The following is a 17,629-nucleotide window of genomic DNA, read 5'->3' on the forward strand; positions in this document are numbered from 1 at the left end:
GCTGGACGGTGAGCTGTAACCACCCGGTCGAGTTACGACGCTCGCGCCGCGCGTCTGGTTCCGGCGGCTAGCTCGACGCGATCGACAAGTCGGTTTTGAGCACCGATAACATCTGACTCGAAACCTGTACTTCGAGCTAGGAGTCACCGTGTCCGAGTCGCGCCCAGCAGTCGCCCAGAACCCGCCGCGCGTGGTGGTTCCGGCGGGGACGACGGCGGGCACGGCCGTGCGCGAGGCCGGGCTGCCCGGCAAGGGCGCGGACGCGATCGTCGTCGTGAAGGACGCCGAGGGCCACCTGCGCGACCTGTCGTGGACCCCGCAGGTCGACGTCGAGGTCGAGGCCGTCGCCGCGGACACCGAGGACGGACGCAGCGTCATCCGCCACTCCGCCGCGCACGTGCTGGCGCAGGCGGTGCAGCAGCAGTTCCCCGACGCCAAGCTCGGCATCGGCCCGCCCGTGAAGGACGGCTTCTACTACGACTTCCAGGTCGAGAAGCCCTTCACGCCAGAGGACCTGCAGGCGCTGGAGAAGCGCATGAAGCAGATCATCAAGTCCTCGCAGCGGTTCTCCCGCCGGGTCGTCGAGTCGATCGACGCCGCGAAGGACGAGCTCGCGTCCGAGCCGTTCAAGCTGGAACTCGTCGACATCAAGAGCGACGTCGACACCAGCGAGGTCATGGAGGTCGGCGGCGGCGAGCTGACGATCTACGACAACCTCGACCCGCGTTCCGGTGAGCAGGTGTGGGGCGACCTGTGCCGCGGCCCGCACGTGCCGACCACCAAGCACATCCCGGCGTTCAAGCTGACCCGCGTGGCGGCGGCGTACTGGCGCGGCAACGAGAACAACCCGCAGCTGCAGCGCATCTACGGCACCGCGTGGGAGTCGGCCGAGGCGCAGGACGCGTACCTGGAGCGCCTCGCCGAGGCCGAGCGCCGCGACCACCGCAAGCTCGGTGTCGAGCTGGACCTGTTCTCGTTCCCGGACGAGATCGGCTCCGGCCTCGCGGTGTTCCACCCCAAGGGCGGCATCATCCGCAAGGCCATGGAGGACTACTCCCGGCAGCGGCACACCGAGGCGGACTACGAGTTCGTCTACTCGCCGCACATCACCAAGGGCAAGCTGTTCGAGGTCTCCGGCCACCTGGACTGGTACCGCGACGGCATGTACCCCGCGATGCACCTCGACGCGGAGTTCAACGAGGACGGCACCGTCCGCAAGCCCGGCCAGGACTACTACCTCAAGCCGATGAACTGCCCGTTCCACGACCTGATCTTCAAGTCGCGCGGCCGTTCCTACCGCGAACTGCCGCTGCGCATGTTCGAGTTCGGCTCGGTGTACCGCTACGAGAAGTCCGGCGTGGTGCACGGCCTGACCCGAGTCCGCGGCATGACGCAGGACGACGCGCACATCTTCTGCGCGCGCGACCAGGTCCGCGACGAGCTGAAGTCGTTGCTGAACTTCGTGCTGGACCTGCTGCGCGACTACGGCCTCGACGACTTCTACCTGGAGCTCTCCACCAAGAACCCGGAGAAGTTCGTCGGCCCCGACGACATCTGGGAGGAGGCGACCGCGACGCTCGCCTCGGTCGCCGAGGAGTCCGGCCTGGACCTCGTGCCCGACCCCGGTGGCGCCGCGTTCTACGGCCCCAAGATCTCCGTGCAGGCGCGTGACGCGCTCGGCCGCACCTGGCAGATGTCGACCATCCAGCTCGACTTCATGCTGCCGGAGAAGTTCGAACTCGAGTACACCGGCCCGGACGGCTCCCGCCAGCGCCCGGTCATGATCCACCGCGCGCTGTTCGGCACGGTCGAGCGGTTCTTCGGCGTGCTGACCGAGCACTACGCGGGCGCGTTCCCGGCGTGGCTCGCCCCTGTCCAGGTCGTCGGCATCCCGGTCACCTCCGAGAACGCCGACCACCTGTTCGCGGTGCGCGACGTGCTCAAGCGCAAGGGCATCCGGGTCGACGTCGACGCCTCGGACGACCGCATGCAGAAGAAGATCCGCAACCACACCCTGCAGAAGGTGCCGTTCATGCTCCTGGCAGGCGCCAAGGACGTGGAGGCGAACGCGGTGTCGTTCCGGTTCCGCGACGGCACGCAGATCAACGGCGTGCCGGTGGAACGGGCCGTCGAGCAGATCGTCGAGTGGGTGCAGCGCCGGGAGAACACCTCGCCCACGGCGGAACTGCTCTCGTGACTCCTGATTTCCCCGCGCCGGAGCTAACCGGTCAGGACGGCATCGGGGTCCACGACGCTTTGCAGCGTTTGTGGACCCCGCACCGCCTGTCCTACGTGAAAGGCGAGGGGAAGGCCGTCGGCGATGAGCCGGAAGGTTGTCCGTTCTGCCGCGTGGTCGAACTGGACGATGAATCCGGCCTGATCATCGCGCGCGGCACGGAGGTTTTCGCCGTGCTGAACCTCTACCCGTACAACCCCGGTCACCTGATGGTGCTGCCGTATCGGCACGTGCCCGACTACGCGGACCTGACGGTGTCGGAGACGGCGGAGTTCGCCGCGTTCACGCAGAAGGCGATGAGGGTGGCGCGACACGTGGCGGCGCCGCACGGGTTCAACATCGGCATGAACCAGGGTGTGGTGGCCGGCGCCGGTATCGCGGCACATCTGCACCAGCACGTCGTGCCGCGGTGGGGCGGGGACGCGAACTTCATGCCCGTCATCGGGCACACCAAGGTGCTGCCGCAGCTGCTGGGGGAGACGCGGCAGCTGCTGGCCGACGGCTGGAAGGCCGTCGACTGACACCCGTCCGCTGATCGAGTTGCGATCGCTACCTATTGACTTTCGATAGTTTGCTAGCGATAGTCGATCTATGCCTCGATTTCTGCTGCCTCTGGTGGGTTGCGTTCTCGTCATCGCGCTCGGGGTCGGCGCCGTCCTGTACGCCGACCACGACGACGCGCCCGGCCTCGGACTCGCCGGGATCGTGCTGATTCTCGGCGCCATCGGGTTCGGCGTCCGCGCGGTATTCCGCGCTAAACGATCCGTTTAGTCGACGAATCCCCGGTGCCGCGCCTGATTGAAAGGCGTACCAATTCCTGGACAAAAGAGTGACAAAAACCACCCACGTTGTCCACCCAGGACAATCTGTGAGGTTTCCACCTCGCGCGGAATAGATTCCGTTGCAACTTTTGGGTGTTTCTCGTCAGCCGATCGAGACGAAACACCAGGACAAAGCGATTCCAGGTAGGTGAGATCACCCACCTGGAGGTGTCAACTGCGAGTCAAGTCCCCGCCGATGGCCGATCGTCTCAACGTGCACACATGGTTACGGTGCGAACATGACCGCACCTGAGCGTTCGCGATTAGCGAGAGAACGGCTTTCGCGTGAGTTACGCCGGTTGCGCACCGAGGCGAAGATGACCGGCACGGCCACCGCTCGTGCCACCGGGATGAGCCAGTCAAAGCTGTCGAAGATCGAGAACGGCATGCTGCTCCCGTCCGTCACGGATGTGGAGCGTCTTGTCGCGGAACTGGCCGCGACAAGAGAGACGCGCATCGAACTGGTCGAACTCGCCAGGTCGCTGCACGCTGAGGCGGAGACCCGCCGCGTCGTGCTGCACCGAGGGGCGCACCGCCACCAGCAGACGATCAGTCGCGTGGAGGCGCGGGCGGCGACATCGAGGTTCTTCCAGGTCAACCTGGTGCCCTCGCTGCTGCAGTCCGAGGCCTACCTGCGGGTCGTGCTGGGGACGATGCCGCCGTCCGAGCAGGAGGCCGCGGTCGGCGCACTGCGGGTCCGGCGCGCGCGGATGGACGACCTGGCGAAGCAGTTCGTGTTCCTGCTCTCCGAAAGCGCGCTGCGCTGGCGGATGGGCTCGGCGGACCTGATGGCGGACCAGGTCGAGCACCTGGCCGCGATCCAGCGCCGCCCGAACGTCCGGCTCGGCGTCGTGCCGTGGTCGGCGGACGCGAACGTGGTGGCTCTGCACGGGTTCCACATCTACGACGAGCGCGTGGTGACGGTCAGCGTGCTGACCGGCAACGCCACCATCACCGATCCGCTGGACGTGCGCGAGTACCTCGCGCTGTTCGGGCGGCTGGAACGGCTGGCGGTGCGGGGGGAGGAGTTGCAGGCGTTGCTCAAGCGGATCGCGGAGGACCACCGCAGGATCGGCTAGCGCCGGGGCGGGGCTCGTGCGCCCCGGCGCTTCATGGGCAGCGCCGCGCCGCGCTGGTTACTCGTCAAAACACTGCCCCCGAGCAGCGCGTTTCAGCAGTCCAGCTAGGCTGCGACACGCCATGCTGAACATCTTCGCTCGCGCGTCCGTCTCGCGCGTCACCGATCCGATCGGGGCGTGGCTGCTGGCGCGTGGCCTCACGCCCAACGCCGTCACCGTGCTCGGCACGGTCGGTGCGGTGGCGAGCGCGCTGTGGTTCATCCCCCGCGGGCACCTGTTCCTCGGCAGCGCGCTGGTGACGTTCTTCGTGCTGCTCGACCTGATCGACGGCGCGATGGCCCGCGCCCAGGGGCCCACGAAGTTCGGCGCGGTCCTCGACGCCACCTGCGACCGCATCGCGGACGGCGCGCTGTTCGCCGCGCTGACCTGGTACGCGTTCGACACCGGGCAGCGGTGGACGGCCGTGGCCGGGTTCGTGTGCCTGGTCGCCTCGCAGGTCATCTCCTACGTGAAGGCCCGCGCCGAGGCGTCCGGGCTCGCCGCGGACGGTGGCCTCGCCGAGCGGGCCGAACGGTTCATCGTCGCCCTGGTCGGCGCCGGCGTGCAGGGTCTCGGCGTGCCGCACCTGCTGGACATCGCCCTGTGGCTGCTCGCGGTCATGACGGTCGCGACGGTCGGCCAGCGCATCCTCGCCGTCGCGAAGTCGGCGCGGGAGGCCGCGTGAGCCTCGCGACGCTCGGGTACTCCGCAGGATGGCGCCTGATCCGCCTGCTGCCTCAGTCGTGGGCCCGGTCGCTGTTCCGCCTCGGCGCGGACTACGCGGCCCGGCGCGGCGGCGAGAGCGTCGAGCAGCTGCGCACGAACCTGCGCCGCGTCGTTCCCCAGGCGGGCGAGGAGGAGCTGGACGAGCTCGTCCGCGACTCCCTGAGGTCGTACGCGCGCTACTGGTGCGAGGCCTTCCGCCTGCCGTCGATGGACCTCAAGGCCGCCTACGAGAAGTGCAACTCGATGATCAGCGGGCAGGAGAACCTCGACGCCGCGCTGAAAGAGGGCACCGGCGCGGTGGTCGCGCTGCCGCACAGCGGCAACTGGGACATGGCGGGCGTCTGGCTGGTCGGCCACTCCGGCACGTTCACGACCGTCGCGGAACGCCTGAAGCCCGAGTCGCTGTACCGGAAGTTCGTGGAGTTCCGCGAGACGCTGGGCTTCGAGGTGCTGCCCACCAACGGCGGCGACCGTCCACCCGCGACGGTGCTGGCCGAGCGCCTGCGGGCGAACAAGGTCGTCTGCCTGCTGGCGGACCGCGACCTGACCTCGTCCGGTGTCCCCGTGACGTTCTTCGGCGAGCAGACCCTGATGCCGGCCGGTCCCGCGCACCTGGCGGCGACGACCGGTGCCGCCCTGCTGCCGGTCGGCTGCTGGTTCACCGAGGACGGCTGGACCTTCCGCATCCACCCGCCGATCAAGGTCGGCAGCGTTCCCGCCGCCACGCAGGCGATCGCCGACGTGTTCGCCGCGGACATCGCCGCCCACCCGGCGGACTGGCACATGCTGCAGAAGCTCTGGCTGGCCGACCTGCCTGCGAGCCGCCGCGCCGCGCTCGCCAGGAGGCTCTCGCGGTGAAGGCAGTACCAAGGTGAAGATCGGAATCGTCTGCCCGTACTCCCTCGACGTACCAGGGGGAGTGCAGGCGCACGTCGTCGACCTGGCGCGCGCCCTGATCGGCCTCGGGCACGAGGTGGACGTGCTGGCCCCCGCCGACGACGAGCAGAACCTGCCGCCGTTCGTGACGTCGGCCGGCCGCGCGGTGGCCATCCCCTACAACGGTTCGGTGGCCCGCCTGTCCTTCGGCCCCGTCTCGTACGCGCGGGTCCGCCGCTGGATCGACGAGCACTCCTTCGACGTCCTGCACCTGCACGAGCCCACCGCGCCTTCCCTGTCGTTCCTGGCGCTGGTGGTCGCCGACGGCCCGATCGTGGTCACCTTCCACACCTCGACCCCGCGTTCGAAGATGCTGTCGGCCTTCCAGGGCTTCCTGCAGCCGTTCCTGGAGAAGGTCACCGCCCGCATCGCCGTCTCCGCGCTGGCCCGCCGCGTCCAGGTCGAGCACCTGGGCGGTGACGCCGTGGAGATCCCCAACGGCGTCGACGTCGACTTCTTCGCCTCGGCGTCCACTTTGGACGGATACCCTCGCGCCGGCGGCACCATCGGCTTCGTCGGCCGTTACGACGAGCCGCGCAAGGGCATGCCGATCCTGTGGGAGGCCTTCGGGCTGATCGCCGACGAGTTCCCCGACGTGCGCCTGCTGGTCGTGGGCCGCGGCGAGACCTCGTTCGACGGGCCTTTTGCCTCACGCGTCGACCTGCTGGGCCAGGTCGACGACGTCGAGAAGGCCCGAATGCTGCGCAGCGTCGACGTCTACGTAGCCCCGAACACCGGTGGCGAGTCGTTCGGCATCATCCTCACCGAGGCCATGTCCGCCGGCACCACCGTGGTGGCCAGCGACCTGGACGCGTTCCGCCGCGTCCTGGAGGACGGCAAGGCCGGCGTGCTGTTCCCCGTGGGCGACGCCCACGCCCTGGCCGACGCGCTGCGCTCGGTCCTGCGCGACTCAGCGCTGCGCGCCGAGTACGTCAACGTGGCCTCGCAACGAGTCCAGACCTTCGACTGGTCCGTGGTCGCCGGCCAGGTCGTGCGCGTCTACGAGTCGGCCATCGCCGCCGATCCCCGCCGGGTGAGCGAGGCATGACCACAGTCCTGATCGTGGTAGTGGTCGCGCTGCTGCTGGCCGCCTGGATCCTCTCCATCGCGAACCGCCTGGACCGCCTCCACGTCCGAACCGACGCCGCCTGGGCCGCCCTGGACGCCGCCCTGGCCCGCCGCGCCGTGGTGACCCGAGCCCTGCTGGACCCGGAACTGTCGTCCGCCGCGTCCCGCGCCGAGTCGGCCTCGCGCGCCGACCGCGAGACCGCCGAGAACGAGCTCTCCGGCCTGCTGGGCGCGGTCGACCGGTCTTCGTTGGCCCCCGCCCTGGCCTACGAACTCGCCGACGCCGAGGAACGCGTCGTGCTCGCCCGCCGCGTGCACAACGACGCCGTCCGCGACACGTTGCTGCAACGCCGCCGCCGTGTCGCGCGCTGGCTGCGCCTGTCCGGCACGGCGCCGCAGCCGTCTTACTTCGAGATCGCCGAGCCCACTTCGCCTGCCGACGCCGTCATGCTCACGCCCCGGCCGTCTGCGCGCGTGGTGCTGACTGATGCCTCTGGGCGGGTGTTGTTGTTTCAGGGCTTTGATCCGGCTCGGCCGCAGGAGTCGTTCTGGTTCACCGTTGGTGGTGGGGTTGAGGATGGCGAGGATCTCCGTGACGCGGCTGTGCGGGAGGCTTTTGAGGAGACCGGTGTTCAGCTTGCGCCGGATGCGTTGACTGGGCCGGTTTGGCGTCGTCGTGCGGTTTTCAGCTTTGACGGTCAGACGTTCGATGCGGAGGAGTGGTTCTTCTACGCGTCGGTTGACGGGGTTTCTGTTGATACGTCTGGGTTCAACGACGTTGAGGAGACCAGCATCTCTGCCTATCGGTGGTGGAGTGCTGAGGAACTCGAGGCCACCGAGGACACGGTGTATCCGGTGCAGTTGGCTGAGTTGCTGCCTGCGCTGGGTTCGGGGTGGGACGGAAACGTCCGCACGGTCCGCTGACCGTCAGGAGGTGACGTGGCCGTTGCGCACAGCCACGTCACCTCGTCAGACATCAGGCCGCTAGACGGCGGAGATGATCGCCGATCCATAGGCGTCGCGCGTCTTCTCCTTCTCGTCGTGCATCAGATACAGAGCGAAGTTGTCGACACCGATCTCCTTGAGCTCCTGCAACCGCTCGATGTGCGCCGACTCCGGCCCCACCAGGCAGAACCGGTCCACGATCGCGTCCGGCACGAAGTCGGTCGACCGGTTGCCCGCCTTGCCGTGGTGGGAGTAGTCGTAGCCCTCGCGGTCCTTGATGTAGTCGGTCAGGGCCTGGGGCACGACGCCCGAATCCCCGTACCGCGCAACGAGGTCCGCGACGTGGTTGCCGACCATCCCGCCGAACCACCGCAGCTGATCCCGCTGATGGGAGAGATCAGTTCCCACGTAGGCCGGTGCCGCCACGCACATCGTGATGGCCGACGGGTCGCGGCCCGCGGCGGTCGCGGCCTCGCGGACCGAGCCGATCGTCCACCTCGCGATGTCCGGGTCGGCGGTCTGCAGGATGAAGCCGTCGGCCTGTTCGCCGACCATCTTCAGCGCCTTGGGTCCGTACGCGGCCATCCAGATCTCGAGCTTTCCGTTGCGCACCCACGGGATCTGCACCGGGGTGCCGTGGTGCTCGACGGAACGGCCCTCGGCCAGCTCCTTGATCACGTGCATCGCGGAGCCCAGCGTCGCCAGCGTCGCGGGTTTCTGGCCGATCACGCGGCGGGCCGAGTCGCCCCGGCCGATGCCGCAGACCGTGCGGTTGCCGAACATGTCGTTCAGGGTCGCGAACAACGACGCCGTCACCGACCAGTCGCGGGTGGACGGGTTGGTGACCATCGGGCCGATGATCAGGTCCTTGGTCGCGGCCAGCACCTGCGAGTAGATGACGAACGGCTCCTGCCACAGCACGCAGGAGTCGAACGTCCAGCCGTAGCGGAAGCCGCAGTCCTCGGCGGCGCGGAGGCCGTCCACCACGTCCCGCGCCGGCGGGTCGGTCTGCAGCACGATGCCGAAGTCCACGGATAACGCCCTTTCTCAGACGAGGTACTGGTTGAGATCGCGGGACACGAAGCGGCCGTGACCCGTCGACCCGTGGTAGGTGCCGTCGGCGATCACCTTGCGGCCGCGGGAGAACACGGTGTCGACGCGGCCGGCCACCTCGAAGCCCTCGTAGGCCGAGTAGTCCACGGCCATGTGGTGCGTCTCGGCGGAGATCGTCTGGGTGGCGGCGGGGTCGTAGATCACGACGTCCGCGTCGGCACCCGGTGCGATCACGCCCTTGCGCGGGTACATGCCGAACATGCGGGCCGGCGTGGTCGAGACGATCTCGACCCAGCGTTCGCGGGTGATCTCGCCCTTGGCGACGCCCTGGTGCAGCAGGTCGACGCGGTGCTCCACGCCGGGCATGCCGTTGGGGATCTTGGAGAAGTCGCCGACGCCCAGCTGCTTCTGGTCCTTGAAGCAGAACGGGCAGTGGTCGGTGCTCACGACGGACAGGTCGTTCGTCCTGAGTCCGCGCCACAACGACGACTGGTGTTCCTTGGGCCGCAACGGAGGCGACGCCACGAACTTCGCGCCCTCGAAGCCCGGCCGGGCCAGGTCCTCCAGCGACAGGTAGAGGTACTGCGGGCACGTCTCGGCGAACACGTTCTGGCCCGTGTCCCGGGCAGCCGTCACCGCGTCAAGCGCTTGCGCGGCGGACAGGTGCACGATGTACAACGGAGAACCGGTGACCTTCGCCAGCTGGATGGCGCGCGAGGTGGCCTCGCCCTCCAGCTCCGGTGGCCGGGTCAGGCCGTGCTGGACCGGGTCGCCGAGGCCGGATGCCAGCGCCTGGGCGACGAGCTGGTCGATCGCGATGCCGTTCTCGGCGTGCATCATGATCGTGGCGCCGGTCTCGCGGGCCTTCTGCATGGCGCGCAGGATCTCGCCGTCCGTGGCGTAGAAGACGCCGGGGTAGGCCATGAACATCTTGAAGCTGTTCACGCCCTGCGCGATGCAGGATTCCATCTCCTTGAGCGACGAGTCGTTCACGTCGGAGATGATCATGTGGAAGCCGTAGTCGATGGCGCAGTTGCCGTCCGCCTTGCTGTGCCACTTGTCCAGTGTGGACAGCAGGGAGGAACCCTTGGGCTGCACCGCGAAGTCGACGATCGTCGTCGTGCCGCCCCACGCCGCCGCGGTCGTGCCGGTCTCGAAGGTGTCCGCGGACTGGGTGCCGCCGAACGGCATCTCCATGTGCGTGTGCACGTCGATGCCGCCGGGGATGACGTACTTCCCCGCCGCGTCGATGACCTCGTCGGCCTGCACCTCGAACCCCGGCGTCACCAGGGCGGCGATGTGCTCGCCTTCGATCAGCACGTCGGCCGCGTGCGAGCCGGTCGCGTTGATCACCAGACCGTTCTGAATCAGGGTGCTCACGGGTTCACCAGGCCCTCGTAGGTGTCGGGGCGGCGGTCGCGGTAGAACGCCCAGGTGTCCCGCACCTCGGTCAGCAGGTCGAGGTCCAGGTCGCGCACGACGACCTCTTCCTCGGTGTCGGACGCGGCCTCGCCGACCAGCTGGCCACGCGGCGAGACGAAGTACGTCTGGCCGTAGAACTCGTTGTCACCCAACGGTTCCACGCCGACGCGGTTGATCGCGCCGACGAAGTACTCGTTCGCGACGGCCGCGGCGGGCTGCTCCAGCCTCCACAGGTACTCCGACAGGGACCTGCTGGTGGCCGACGGGTTGAACACGATCTTCGCGCCGGCCAGGCCGAGCGCGCGCCAGCCCTCGGGGAAGTGGCGCTCGTAGCAGATGTAGACGCCGATGCGGCCGACCGCCGTGTCGAACACGGGGTAACCGAGGTTGCCCGGCTTGAAGTAGAACTTCTCCCAGAAGCCCTTGACCTGCGGGATGTGGTTCTTGCGGTACTTGCCGAGGTAGGTGCCGTCGGCGTCGATCACGGCCGCGGTGTTGTAGTAGACGCCCGGCTGTTCCACCTCGTACATCGGCACGATCAGCACGATGTTGTGCTGTGCCGCCACTTCCTGCATCAGCCGCGTCGTGGGACCGTCCGGGATCTCCTCGGTGTAGGAGTAGTAGTCCGCGTCCTGCACCTGGCAGAAGTACGGGCCGTAGAACAGCTCCTGGAGGCACAGCACCTGCGCGCCCTGTGAGGCCGCGACTCGGATGTGCTCGACCGCGTTCGCGATCATCGACTCCTTGTCGCCCGTCCACTTCTGCTGGACGAGCGCCGCCCGGATGATGTTGCTCACCTGGTCTTCTCCTTTGCGGTGTTCTCCTTGAGAGCAAGGAAAACCAGGAAACCGGCCGCGAAACCGATCACCCAGTTGTAGTCATAAAGCGGCTTCAGGAACGGAATCAAGCCGTCGGCCGGAAATGGCCCACCGTAGGCGCCACCGACCGCGAGCACGGAGCCCACGAGCGTCGCGAGCACGGCACGCCAGTTCCAGCCGCCGTTGAACCAGTACGCGCCCCGGCCGTCCAGGTAGAGGTCCTGGAGGTGCAGCTCGGTCTTCTTGATCACCCAGTACCCGGCGACGAACACACCGGCCACCGACGCCAGCAGGCCGCCGTAGAACCCGAGCCACGCGAAGATGTAGATGCTCGGGTCGGAGATCAGCCGCCACGGCTGGATCAGGATGCCGACGACACCGGTGATCAGGCCGCCCACCGCGAACGTGATGCGCTTGGGGAAGGCGTTCGAGAAGTCGTAGGACGGGCTGACCACGTTCGCCGCGAGGTTCGCCGAGACCGTCGCGAGCACCAGCGACATCAACGCGACCAGCACCAGCAGCGTGTTGTCGAACCGGCTGGCGAGGTCGGCCGGGTCCCAGATCGCCTCGCCGTACAACGCCTGCGCGCCGGAGGTGGTCAGGATCGCGACGATCGCGATGAACGACATCGTGGTCGGCAGGCCGAGGATCTGGCCGGTCACCTGCTTGCGCTGGCTGCCACCGAACCGGGTGAAGTCCGGCATGTTGAGGCTGAGGGTCGACCAGAACGCGATCATGCCCATCAGCGCGGGGAAGAACACCTTCCAGAAGTCCGGCCCCCACCCGAGCTTGCTGCCGGTGTCGAAGATCGGCCCGAAACCGCCAGCCTTCACCAGCACGTAGCCCAGCAGGATCAGGAACCCGATGCTGACCAGCGGCGCCGTCCAGTTCTCGAACCGCCGGATCGCCTCCATGCCGCGCCAGATGATCAGCATCTGCACGACCCAGAAACCGAAGAAGCACAACCACAACGTCCACGGCTGACCGCCCACTTCGGACGCCTTGGTCCAGCCGTCGCCCGCCAGCCTGCCGACGATCACGTGCAGAGCCTTGCCGCCGACCCAAGTCTGGATGCCGAACCACGCGCACGCGATGAACGCGCGCAGGAGGGCGACCAGGTTGGCGCCGCGGATACCGTAGAAGGCACGGGCGAACACCGGGAACGGGATGCCGTACTTCGTGCCGGCGTGGCTGTTGAGCAGCATCGGGACGAGCACGATCAGATTGCCCAGCGTGATCGTGAGGAACGCCTGCAGCCAGTCCATGCCCAGCGCGATCAGGCTGGCCGCGAGCGTGTAGCTGGGGATGTTGTGCGCCATGCCCATCCACAGCGCGAAGAAGTTGTACGTCGTCCACGTCCGCTGCTCGATCGGCACGGGCGCGAGCTCGGGGTTGAAGAACCTGCTGTCCTTGATGGGACCTACGTCGCTGAGTTCGACTCGGCCGTCAGGTGTGACCTGGGGCGGTGAGGACTCGACTGCCATCGTTCAACCCCCTGTTACGCTGCTGAAACAACCCCAACCCGGTCGGTTTCCATCCCGGAATCCTGGGTGCGGTGCCGCGGGTGTGGCAGTGTCAGAGTGTCCACGCTTGTCATGATCGGCGCACATTCTGTTTCACTGAGTGGTGTGGGGATCTCTCGGCGAACGGCCTTGCTGGGTGGCGCGGCCCTGGTCGGGGCGGTGGGGACGTATGGCGCGCTGACTCCGCGCGGTCGCCGCCTGCTCGGCTGGACCGGCCCGGACGGCGTCGTGCCTGATGTGCCGCCCGTTGTGGTGACGCCGACCGAGTGGGGTGCCTGGATGGGGGAGAGCGGCCCCGCGGTGCTCGTCCTGCACGGCCGTGGCGGGAGTGTTCAGTGGTGGCAGGAGCTGGGGTTGCCGCGGTTCCTCAACGGCACGCGGTTCCGGTGCGCGGTGATCAACGGCGATGACGACTACTGGGTGAACCTCGTGCCGCCGGTGCCGTTCGAGGCGGCGCTGGGGGTCTCGATGGGCGGGTTCGGCGTCCTGGACATCGCCTCCCGACGCTCGGTGAAGGCTGTCGCGGCGATCAGCCCCGCGCTGTTCCCGAGCTGGGAGGACGCCGAGCGGATCAGCGGCTTTGCGTCCCGGCAGAGCTGGGAGGCGCACGAGCCTCTGCGGCACACCGAGAGCATCCGGTCACCTGTCGGCATCTGGTGTGGGCAGGAGGATCCGTTTCACGACGCGGCCCAGGAGATGGCGAGCCGCCTCGAGGCCGAGGGGTCGTTCGAGCACGGCGCGCACGACGGCGGCTACTGGCGACGGGTGCTGCCGGAGGCGTTGCGGTTCATCGGGGATCGGCTCTGAACAGCCGCCCGTCCGCCTTCACCGCCGCGACTCCGCCACCTTCACCCGCACAACGGCCGTACCCGCCCGCCGGTCATGCCAAGTCCGAGTGCCCCGCAGATCCAACGACTCCACCGCGGAAAGCACCAGCAGCACCAGTCCTCCAACCAGCAACGAGGACGCAACCCACCCCGCCGAAGACACCGCCAGGTGCTCCCCGATGACCACCCACGGCTGCTGCCACCCCAGCCCCGCCATCAGCGCCGGCTCCCGCCAGCCCATCCCGGCCAGCACCAGGACCGCGCCCGCCCCCGGCAGCGCGGTCGTGATCAGGGTGCGCGCCAGCCCCCGTCTGAGGCTCAGGCCGGAGGCTGGGCCCACGACCCGCAGCCCCGTGAGGGCCTTGCCGAGGGTGTTCCAGCGCAGCAGCAACGCGTCGTAGACCACCGCGCAGAGCACCACCAGCACGGGTTCGTGGACCAGCGGCCACACCACGACCAGCATCAACAGCCAGTCGAGCAAACGGGCGGCAAGCCGACGAACGAGCATGATTCACGCTAAGCGGGATGGTTACGCCATAAGTGGCCAGTTCAAGGCCAGTTACCGAACGAACTCGGCTGTCCAGCGGACCTCGTCGCGGCGCACCTCGCGCGGCTGCAACCCGTCCGTTTCGAACGCCAGGATCTCGCTCGGCGTCAGCGGCCACGGCGGACCGTCGGGAACCGGACCCTCCTCGCGCGCCACGGCCAGCACCAGCAACGTCGATCCGGTCAGCCAGGCGACGCGTTCGATCGCTTGGGCGTGCAGGTCGACGGGCAGCGCCTGCACGGTCATGTTCTCCACGACCAGGTCGAACGCGTGGTGCCACTCGGCGGGCGGGGCGAGCAGGTCAGCGACGACGTACGAGACCGCAGACTCCGGATAGCGGGCCTTGACGGCCGCGATGGCGGTGGGGGAGATGTCGAAGGCGACCACGTCGAAACCCAGCGAGGCCAGGAACTCAGAGTCGCGGCCATACCCGCAGCCCACGACCAGCGCGCGACGGCCCGTGCCGTCCACGCCCTTGGCCCACTCGACGAGGTGTGGTTGCGGATGAGGCTGATCCCAGGGGACGGAGGCCGTGCCGGCGTCGGCCTCCACGTAGAGATCTTCGAACCAACTGGTCGGATTCGCGGCTTGCAGTCGGCGGGTGTCGTCGTCAGCGGACATGACACCCACCTTTTCATCTCACTGAGCGGCGCGCGCCTGACTTACGTAATCGACCAAACCGTCGTCGGCGGGCCATCCGATCTGCGTGCTGATCGACGTCTTGTTCTCCTCCCACGACCGTTGCGCCGCAGCCTTGATCGCCGGGTCGTCGCCGGTGAACTTGGCCCCGAGCGCGTCCCACTGCCGTGACAGCTCCACGACGCGTGGGTCGGCGGCAGGCGTGCCGTCGGCCATGTGCTGACGCAGTTGCTTGACCAGCTCCAGCCAGGACGCCTTCAACGCCTCGACTGCCTCGGGGCCCATCGTGGCGGCACGGGACCGCAGGTCGCCGAGTTGGTCGGCGGTGAAGTAGCTCTCGTACACGGACATCAACTCCAAAGTGGACAGAAGGGACTCACTGGTGTGCCCGTCGAGCAGTCCGGCGATCCGCGCTCGCAGCGCCTCGACCTGCTGGCCGTGCACCGTCAGTGCGGCCAGCTGGGCCTCGAAGAGCGGCCGCAGCGAGTCCGATGAGGACAACGCCGCCCGGATTTCTTCGAGTGAGAGGCCGAGCTGACGGAGCGACCTCACCTGATAGAGGTGGCGAACGTCCTCTTTGGTGTACCGACGGTGACCGGCTGTCGTGCGTTCGGACGCGACGACAAGTCCGATCTCGTCGTAGTGGTAGAGCGTCCTGACTGTCAGTCCGCTCGCTTTGGCCAGGTCACCGATGCTCCAACGGGTCACACGACGACCGTAGGACCTCCCGTGGCGTGAGGTTCAAGTCCCTCATCACACGATCGAGCGGATAAATGTGCGAACCAAATGCGCCGATGAATACGAAGATCGGTCCCCAAACCAGATTGAGGAAAACTGTGTCTCGTTCCGGACTGTTCCGTGCCGCCGCCCTGCTCGCCGCCGGTGCCGCCCCGCTGCTCGCGGGTTCGGCCAGCGCGGTGGAGGCCCCCCAGCTCAACGGCGGCCTGCCCGACGTCGGCGCGGACAAGCTGATCACCGACGCCACGCAGCACGCGAACCCGCTCGAGGCGGGCAAGGCGCTGCAGCTCCCCGCCGTCAAGGCGCCCCTCGCCGGTGACGTCGAGGCCCCGGCTGCGCCCGCGGTACCGGCCGCGCAGGAGCGCACCGCGCCCGCCCCGCTGCCGGAGCTCGGCACGCTGCCGTCGCTGCCGAACCCGGACCAGCTGGCCGGTGGCACGCACCTCGGTGGCCTCAAGGCGCCGCAGGTCGCCGACCTGCCCGTGCCGGCGCCGGCCGCGGGTGTCATCTCCGGCACCCTGCCGACGATCAACGGCTGAGGTCAGCACTCGGAAATGGGCCCGTGGCACCAGTCACGGGCCCATTTCGTGCACCAGGAGGGCGACGTACAGCGAGAGCACGGACTCCGGGTCCTCCAGCGAGACGCCCAGCACCTGCTCGATCCGCGCCAGCTGCTGGTAGTAGGCGGTGCGCGAGAGGTGCGCGGCGGTGGCGGCCGCCGACTTGTTGCCGCCGTTCTCGCACAGGCACCGCAGCAGCTCGACCAGCCGGGAACCCTGCGCGGAGTCGCGGTGGCGCAACGGCCCCAGCTCGCGGTCCGCGAACGCCCGCACCCGCTCGTCCTCCCGCAGCAGGTGCAGCAGGCCGCGCAACCGCACGTCGTCCAGCCGGTGGTAGAGCTGCGATCCCGGTGCCCGCAACGCCGCACCGGCCACGTGCGCGGCCTCTCCCAGCGAACGCCGGACGTCGGTTGTGGACGTGACGGTCGTCCCGACGGCGATCACCACGGTCGACGCCGCGGTCCGGTGGATCTCGCGGGCGACCTTGCGCAGCACCCCTTCCACGCCCACGGTCATCGGCACGGACAGCAGTGCGCGGACCGAGGTGTCGTCGACGACGCCGACGAGCGCCGCGACCGTCACCCGCCGTCCGGCCAGCGCCGTGGCCTCCGCGAGGTCACGCAGGACCTCTTGCGTGGCAAGCGTTTGCCCGTGCAGCACGGACACCGGCCGGACCGCCACGCCGATCAACTGCCGCCGTTCCAGCGGCACGCCCAACGCGGCGGCGCGCGCGCCGAGGTCGGGTGCCTGCGGCGACTGACCGAGCAGCTGCGCAAGCAACGTCCGGTGCGTCTGCCGTTCGAGCGACTCCCGATCACGCGCCACCAGCCGGTGCACGGCCAGCGCGGACGCCGCCCGTTCCGCGACCACCACGTGACGGTGCGGCGGCGGCTCCGGTGACACCAGCACGAGCCGGCCCCAGTCCGCGCCGCGTGCCCCGACGATCGTGATCAACCAGCCGGACGACGGGTGGTAGGCGGTCCGCTCGGTCACCGTGACCGCCCGCGAGCGCGCCGCCCAGTCGTCCAACAGGGAGACGGGATCGTGCCCGGCCGCGTCGTAGGCCAGCACGTCGTGGCCCAGCGTCTCCAGCACCACCGCCAGCCCGGACGTCCGCGCCACCTCGCGCAGCACCTCGGACGGCTCGGCCCCGGCGACCGTCAGCGCGGTGAACGTCTCGTGCACCTGCTCCGCGGCCCGCAGCTCGGCGAGCTGGGCGTCCACGATCAGCCCCACGACGGCCTCTGTGACCGCCACGTACTTCGTCTCTTCGGCGAGCGTGACCAGCGGTAACCCGTGCCGTTCCGCCTCGGTGACCAGCGCGGCCGGCACGTCGTCGCGCCACCGCCGCCCCAGCTCGACGACCAGCCCGGCGCAGCCCACGGCGGCCAGCTCCTCGACGTACCGCGCGAGCCCTGACTCGGGCAGCATCACGCCGGTCGTGAGCACCAGCTCGCCGCCCCGCAGCAGCGGCGCGATGTCTGCGATCTCCGCCACATGCACCCAGCGCACGCGGCGCGACAGCCCGGACGACCCGGCGACCAAACGCGGCTTTCCCTGCTGGATCACCGGCAGAGCGACGACTTCGGCGACGGTCGGGTACATGGACACAACGTAATGCCAACCAGCCGATCCAGGTACAGGTTGTGCAT

The 17,629-nt window shown here is 68.7% G+C and carries 18 protein-coding genes; 10 read left to right on the forward strand and 8 right to left on the reverse strand.

All coding sequences use genetic code 11. The features are described 5' to 3' along the window. Positions 1-148 precede the first annotated feature (148 nt). The 8 genes from thrS (at position 149) to ACIA8G_RS30970 (ending at position 7,829) form a co-directional block, all read left to right on the forward strand. Entirely contained in the window at positions 149-2,197 is a 2,049-nt protein-coding gene (gene thrS / locus ACIA8G_RS30935; protein ID WP_396422203.1) for a threonine--tRNA ligase, read from the forward strand. Then, entirely contained in the window at positions 2,194-2,757 is a 564-nt protein-coding gene (locus ACIA8G_RS30940) for an HIT family protein (RefSeq protein WP_396422204.1), read from the forward strand. Before thrS ends, ACIA8G_RS30940 begins: the two co-directional genes overlap by 4 nt. Positions 2,758-2,827: 70 nt before the next feature. Further along, positions 2,828-3,007 (forward strand): hypothetical protein, encoded by a 180-nt coding sequence (locus ACIA8G_RS30945; protein ID WP_396422205.1) that lies wholly within the window; start codon positions 2,828-2,830, stop codon positions 3,005-3,007. A gap of 289 nt (positions 3,008-3,296) precedes the next feature. Further along, complete coding sequence (locus ACIA8G_RS30950; RefSeq protein ID WP_396422206.1) at positions 3,297-4,136, forward strand: helix-turn-helix domain-containing protein; 840 nt, start codon at positions 3,297-3,299, stop codon at positions 4,134-4,136. Between the two features lie 121 nt (positions 4,137-4,257). Next, entirely contained in the window at positions 4,258-4,860 is a 603-nt protein-coding gene (pgsA, locus tag ACIA8G_RS30955; protein ID WP_396422207.1) for a phosphatidylinositol phosphate synthase, read from the forward strand. Continuing rightward, positions 4,857-5,759, forward strand: coding sequence for a phosphatidylinositol mannoside acyltransferase (locus tag ACIA8G_RS30960; protein WP_396422208.1), 903 nt, complete (start codon positions 4,857-4,859; stop codon positions 5,757-5,759). The genes pgsA and ACIA8G_RS30960 overlap by 4 nt, the downstream gene beginning before the upstream one ends. A gap of 13 nt (positions 5,760-5,772) precedes the next feature. Continuing rightward, complete coding sequence (locus ACIA8G_RS30965; RefSeq protein WP_396422209.1) at positions 5,773-6,885, forward strand: glycosyltransferase family 4 protein; 1,113 nt, start codon at positions 5,773-5,775, stop codon at positions 6,883-6,885. 20 nt (positions 6,886-6,905) lie between these two features. Next, complete coding sequence (locus tag ACIA8G_RS30970) at positions 6,906-7,829, forward strand: NUDIX domain-containing protein (protein ID WP_396422210.1); 924 nt, start codon at positions 6,906-6,908, stop codon at positions 7,827-7,829. Positions 7,830-7,889: 60 nt separating this feature from the next. Here ACIA8G_RS30970 and ACIA8G_RS30975 read toward each other — a convergent pair whose 3' ends face one another. From ACIA8G_RS30975 to ACIA8G_RS30990, 4 genes are read right to left on the reverse strand one after another with little or no spacing between them, the layout of a single operon-like run. Beyond that, on the reverse strand, positions 7,890-8,882 hold the full coding sequence (locus ACIA8G_RS30975; protein ID WP_396422211.1) for a TIGR03842 family LLM class F420-dependent oxidoreductase: 993 nt from the start codon (positions 8,880-8,882) through the stop codon (positions 7,890-7,892). Positions 8,883-8,897: 15 nt separating this feature from the next. Then, entirely contained in the window at positions 8,898-10,283 is a 1,386-nt protein-coding gene (gene hydA, locus ACIA8G_RS30980) for a dihydropyrimidinase (RefSeq protein WP_396422212.1), read from the reverse strand. Beyond that, positions 10,280-11,122, reverse strand: a complete 843-nt coding sequence (locus ACIA8G_RS30985) for a nitrilase-related carbon-nitrogen hydrolase (RefSeq protein WP_396422213.1) — start codon at positions 11,120-11,122, stop codon at positions 10,280-10,282. The genes hydA and ACIA8G_RS30985 overlap by 4 nt, the downstream gene beginning before the upstream one ends. After that, positions 11,119-12,627 carry an NCS1 family nucleobase:cation symporter-1 gene (locus ACIA8G_RS30990; protein ID WP_396422214.1) on the reverse strand — a complete coding sequence of 503 codons (1,509 nt, stop codon included), beginning with the start codon at positions 12,625-12,627 and terminating at the stop codon, positions 11,119-11,121. Before ACIA8G_RS30990 ends, ACIA8G_RS30985 begins: the two co-directional genes overlap by 4 nt. 144 nt (positions 12,628-12,771) lie before the next feature. Here ACIA8G_RS30990 and ACIA8G_RS30995 point away from each other — a divergent pair, with 144 nt between their 5' ends. Further along, positions 12,772-13,473, forward strand: a complete 702-nt coding sequence (locus ACIA8G_RS30995; RefSeq protein ID WP_396422215.1) for a hypothetical protein — start codon at positions 12,772-12,774, stop codon at positions 13,471-13,473. Between the two features lie 18 nt (positions 13,474-13,491). Here the strand turns inward: ACIA8G_RS30995 and ACIA8G_RS31000 are convergent, their stop codons facing one another. Genes ACIA8G_RS31000 through ACIA8G_RS31010 form a run of 3 tightly spaced genes read right to left on the reverse strand, consistent with a single transcriptional unit; the run spans position 13,492 to position 15,387 of the window. After that, positions 13,492-14,001, reverse strand: coding sequence for a hypothetical protein (locus ACIA8G_RS31000; RefSeq protein WP_396422216.1), 510 nt, complete (start codon positions 13,999-14,001; stop codon positions 13,492-13,494). A gap of 51 nt (positions 14,002-14,052) precedes the next feature. Next, positions 14,053-14,661: a class I SAM-dependent methyltransferase gene (locus ACIA8G_RS31005; protein ID WP_396422217.1), complete on the reverse strand. Its 609-nt coding sequence runs from the start codon at positions 14,659-14,661 to the stop codon at positions 14,053-14,055. A gap of 18 nt (positions 14,662-14,679) precedes the next feature. Further along, a complete protein-coding gene (locus ACIA8G_RS31010; RefSeq protein ID WP_396422218.1) occupies positions 14,680-15,387 on the reverse strand; it encodes a MerR family transcriptional regulator in 708 nt (235 codons plus the stop codon). A 128-nt stretch (positions 15,388-15,515) separates the two neighbouring features. On the opposite strand from ACIA8G_RS31010, the gene ACIA8G_RS31015 reads away from it, so the two are divergent. Then, a complete protein-coding gene (locus tag ACIA8G_RS31015) occupies positions 15,516-15,956 on the forward strand; it encodes a hypothetical protein (RefSeq protein ID WP_396422219.1) in 441 nt (146 codons plus the stop codon). A 33-nt stretch (positions 15,957-15,989) separates the two neighbouring features. Here the strand turns inward: ACIA8G_RS31015 and ACIA8G_RS31020 are convergent, their stop codons facing one another. Further along, complete coding sequence (locus ACIA8G_RS31020) at positions 15,990-17,582, reverse strand: PucR family transcriptional regulator (protein ID WP_396422220.1); 1,593 nt, start codon at positions 17,580-17,582, stop codon at positions 15,990-15,992. Between the last annotated feature and the right edge of the window lie 47 nt (positions 17,583-17,629).

The sequence above is a fragment of the Lentzea sp. NPDC051213 genome, assembly GCF_044455585.1.
Lineage (GTDB): Bacteria > Actinomycetota > Actinomycetes > Mycobacteriales > Pseudonocardiaceae > Lentzea.

What these genes read in the sequence shown, in the direction of transcription:
- ACIA8G_RS30945 (WP_396422205.1), top strand. Translation starts at nt 2,828, where the DNA reads ATGCCTCGATTTCTGCTGCCTCTGGTGGGTTGCGTTCTCGTCATCGCG.
- ACIA8G_RS30950 (WP_396422206.1), top strand. Translation starts at nt 3,297, where the DNA reads ATGACCGCACCTGAGCGTTCGCGATTAGCGAGAGAACGGCTTTCGCGT.
- pgsA (WP_396422207.1), top strand. Translation starts at nt 4,258, where the DNA reads ATGCTGAACATCTTCGCTCGCGCGTCCGTCTCGCGCGTCACCGATCCG.
- ACIA8G_RS30990 (WP_396422214.1), bottom strand. Translation starts at nt 12,627, where the DNA reads ATGGCAGTCGAGTCCTCACCGCCCCAGGTCACACCTGACGGCCGAGTC.
- ACIA8G_RS31000 (WP_396422216.1), bottom strand. Translation starts at nt 14,001, where the DNA reads ATGCTCGTTCGTCGGCTTGCCGCCCGTTTGCTCGACTGGCTGTTGATG.
- ACIA8G_RS31005 (WP_396422217.1), bottom strand. Translation starts at nt 14,661, where the DNA reads ATGTCCGCTGACGACGACACCCGCCGACTGCAAGCCGCGAATCCGACC.
- ACIA8G_RS31020 (WP_396422220.1), bottom strand. Translation starts at nt 17,582, where the DNA reads ATGTACCCGACCGTCGCCGAAGTCGTCGCTCTGCCGGTGATCCAGCAG.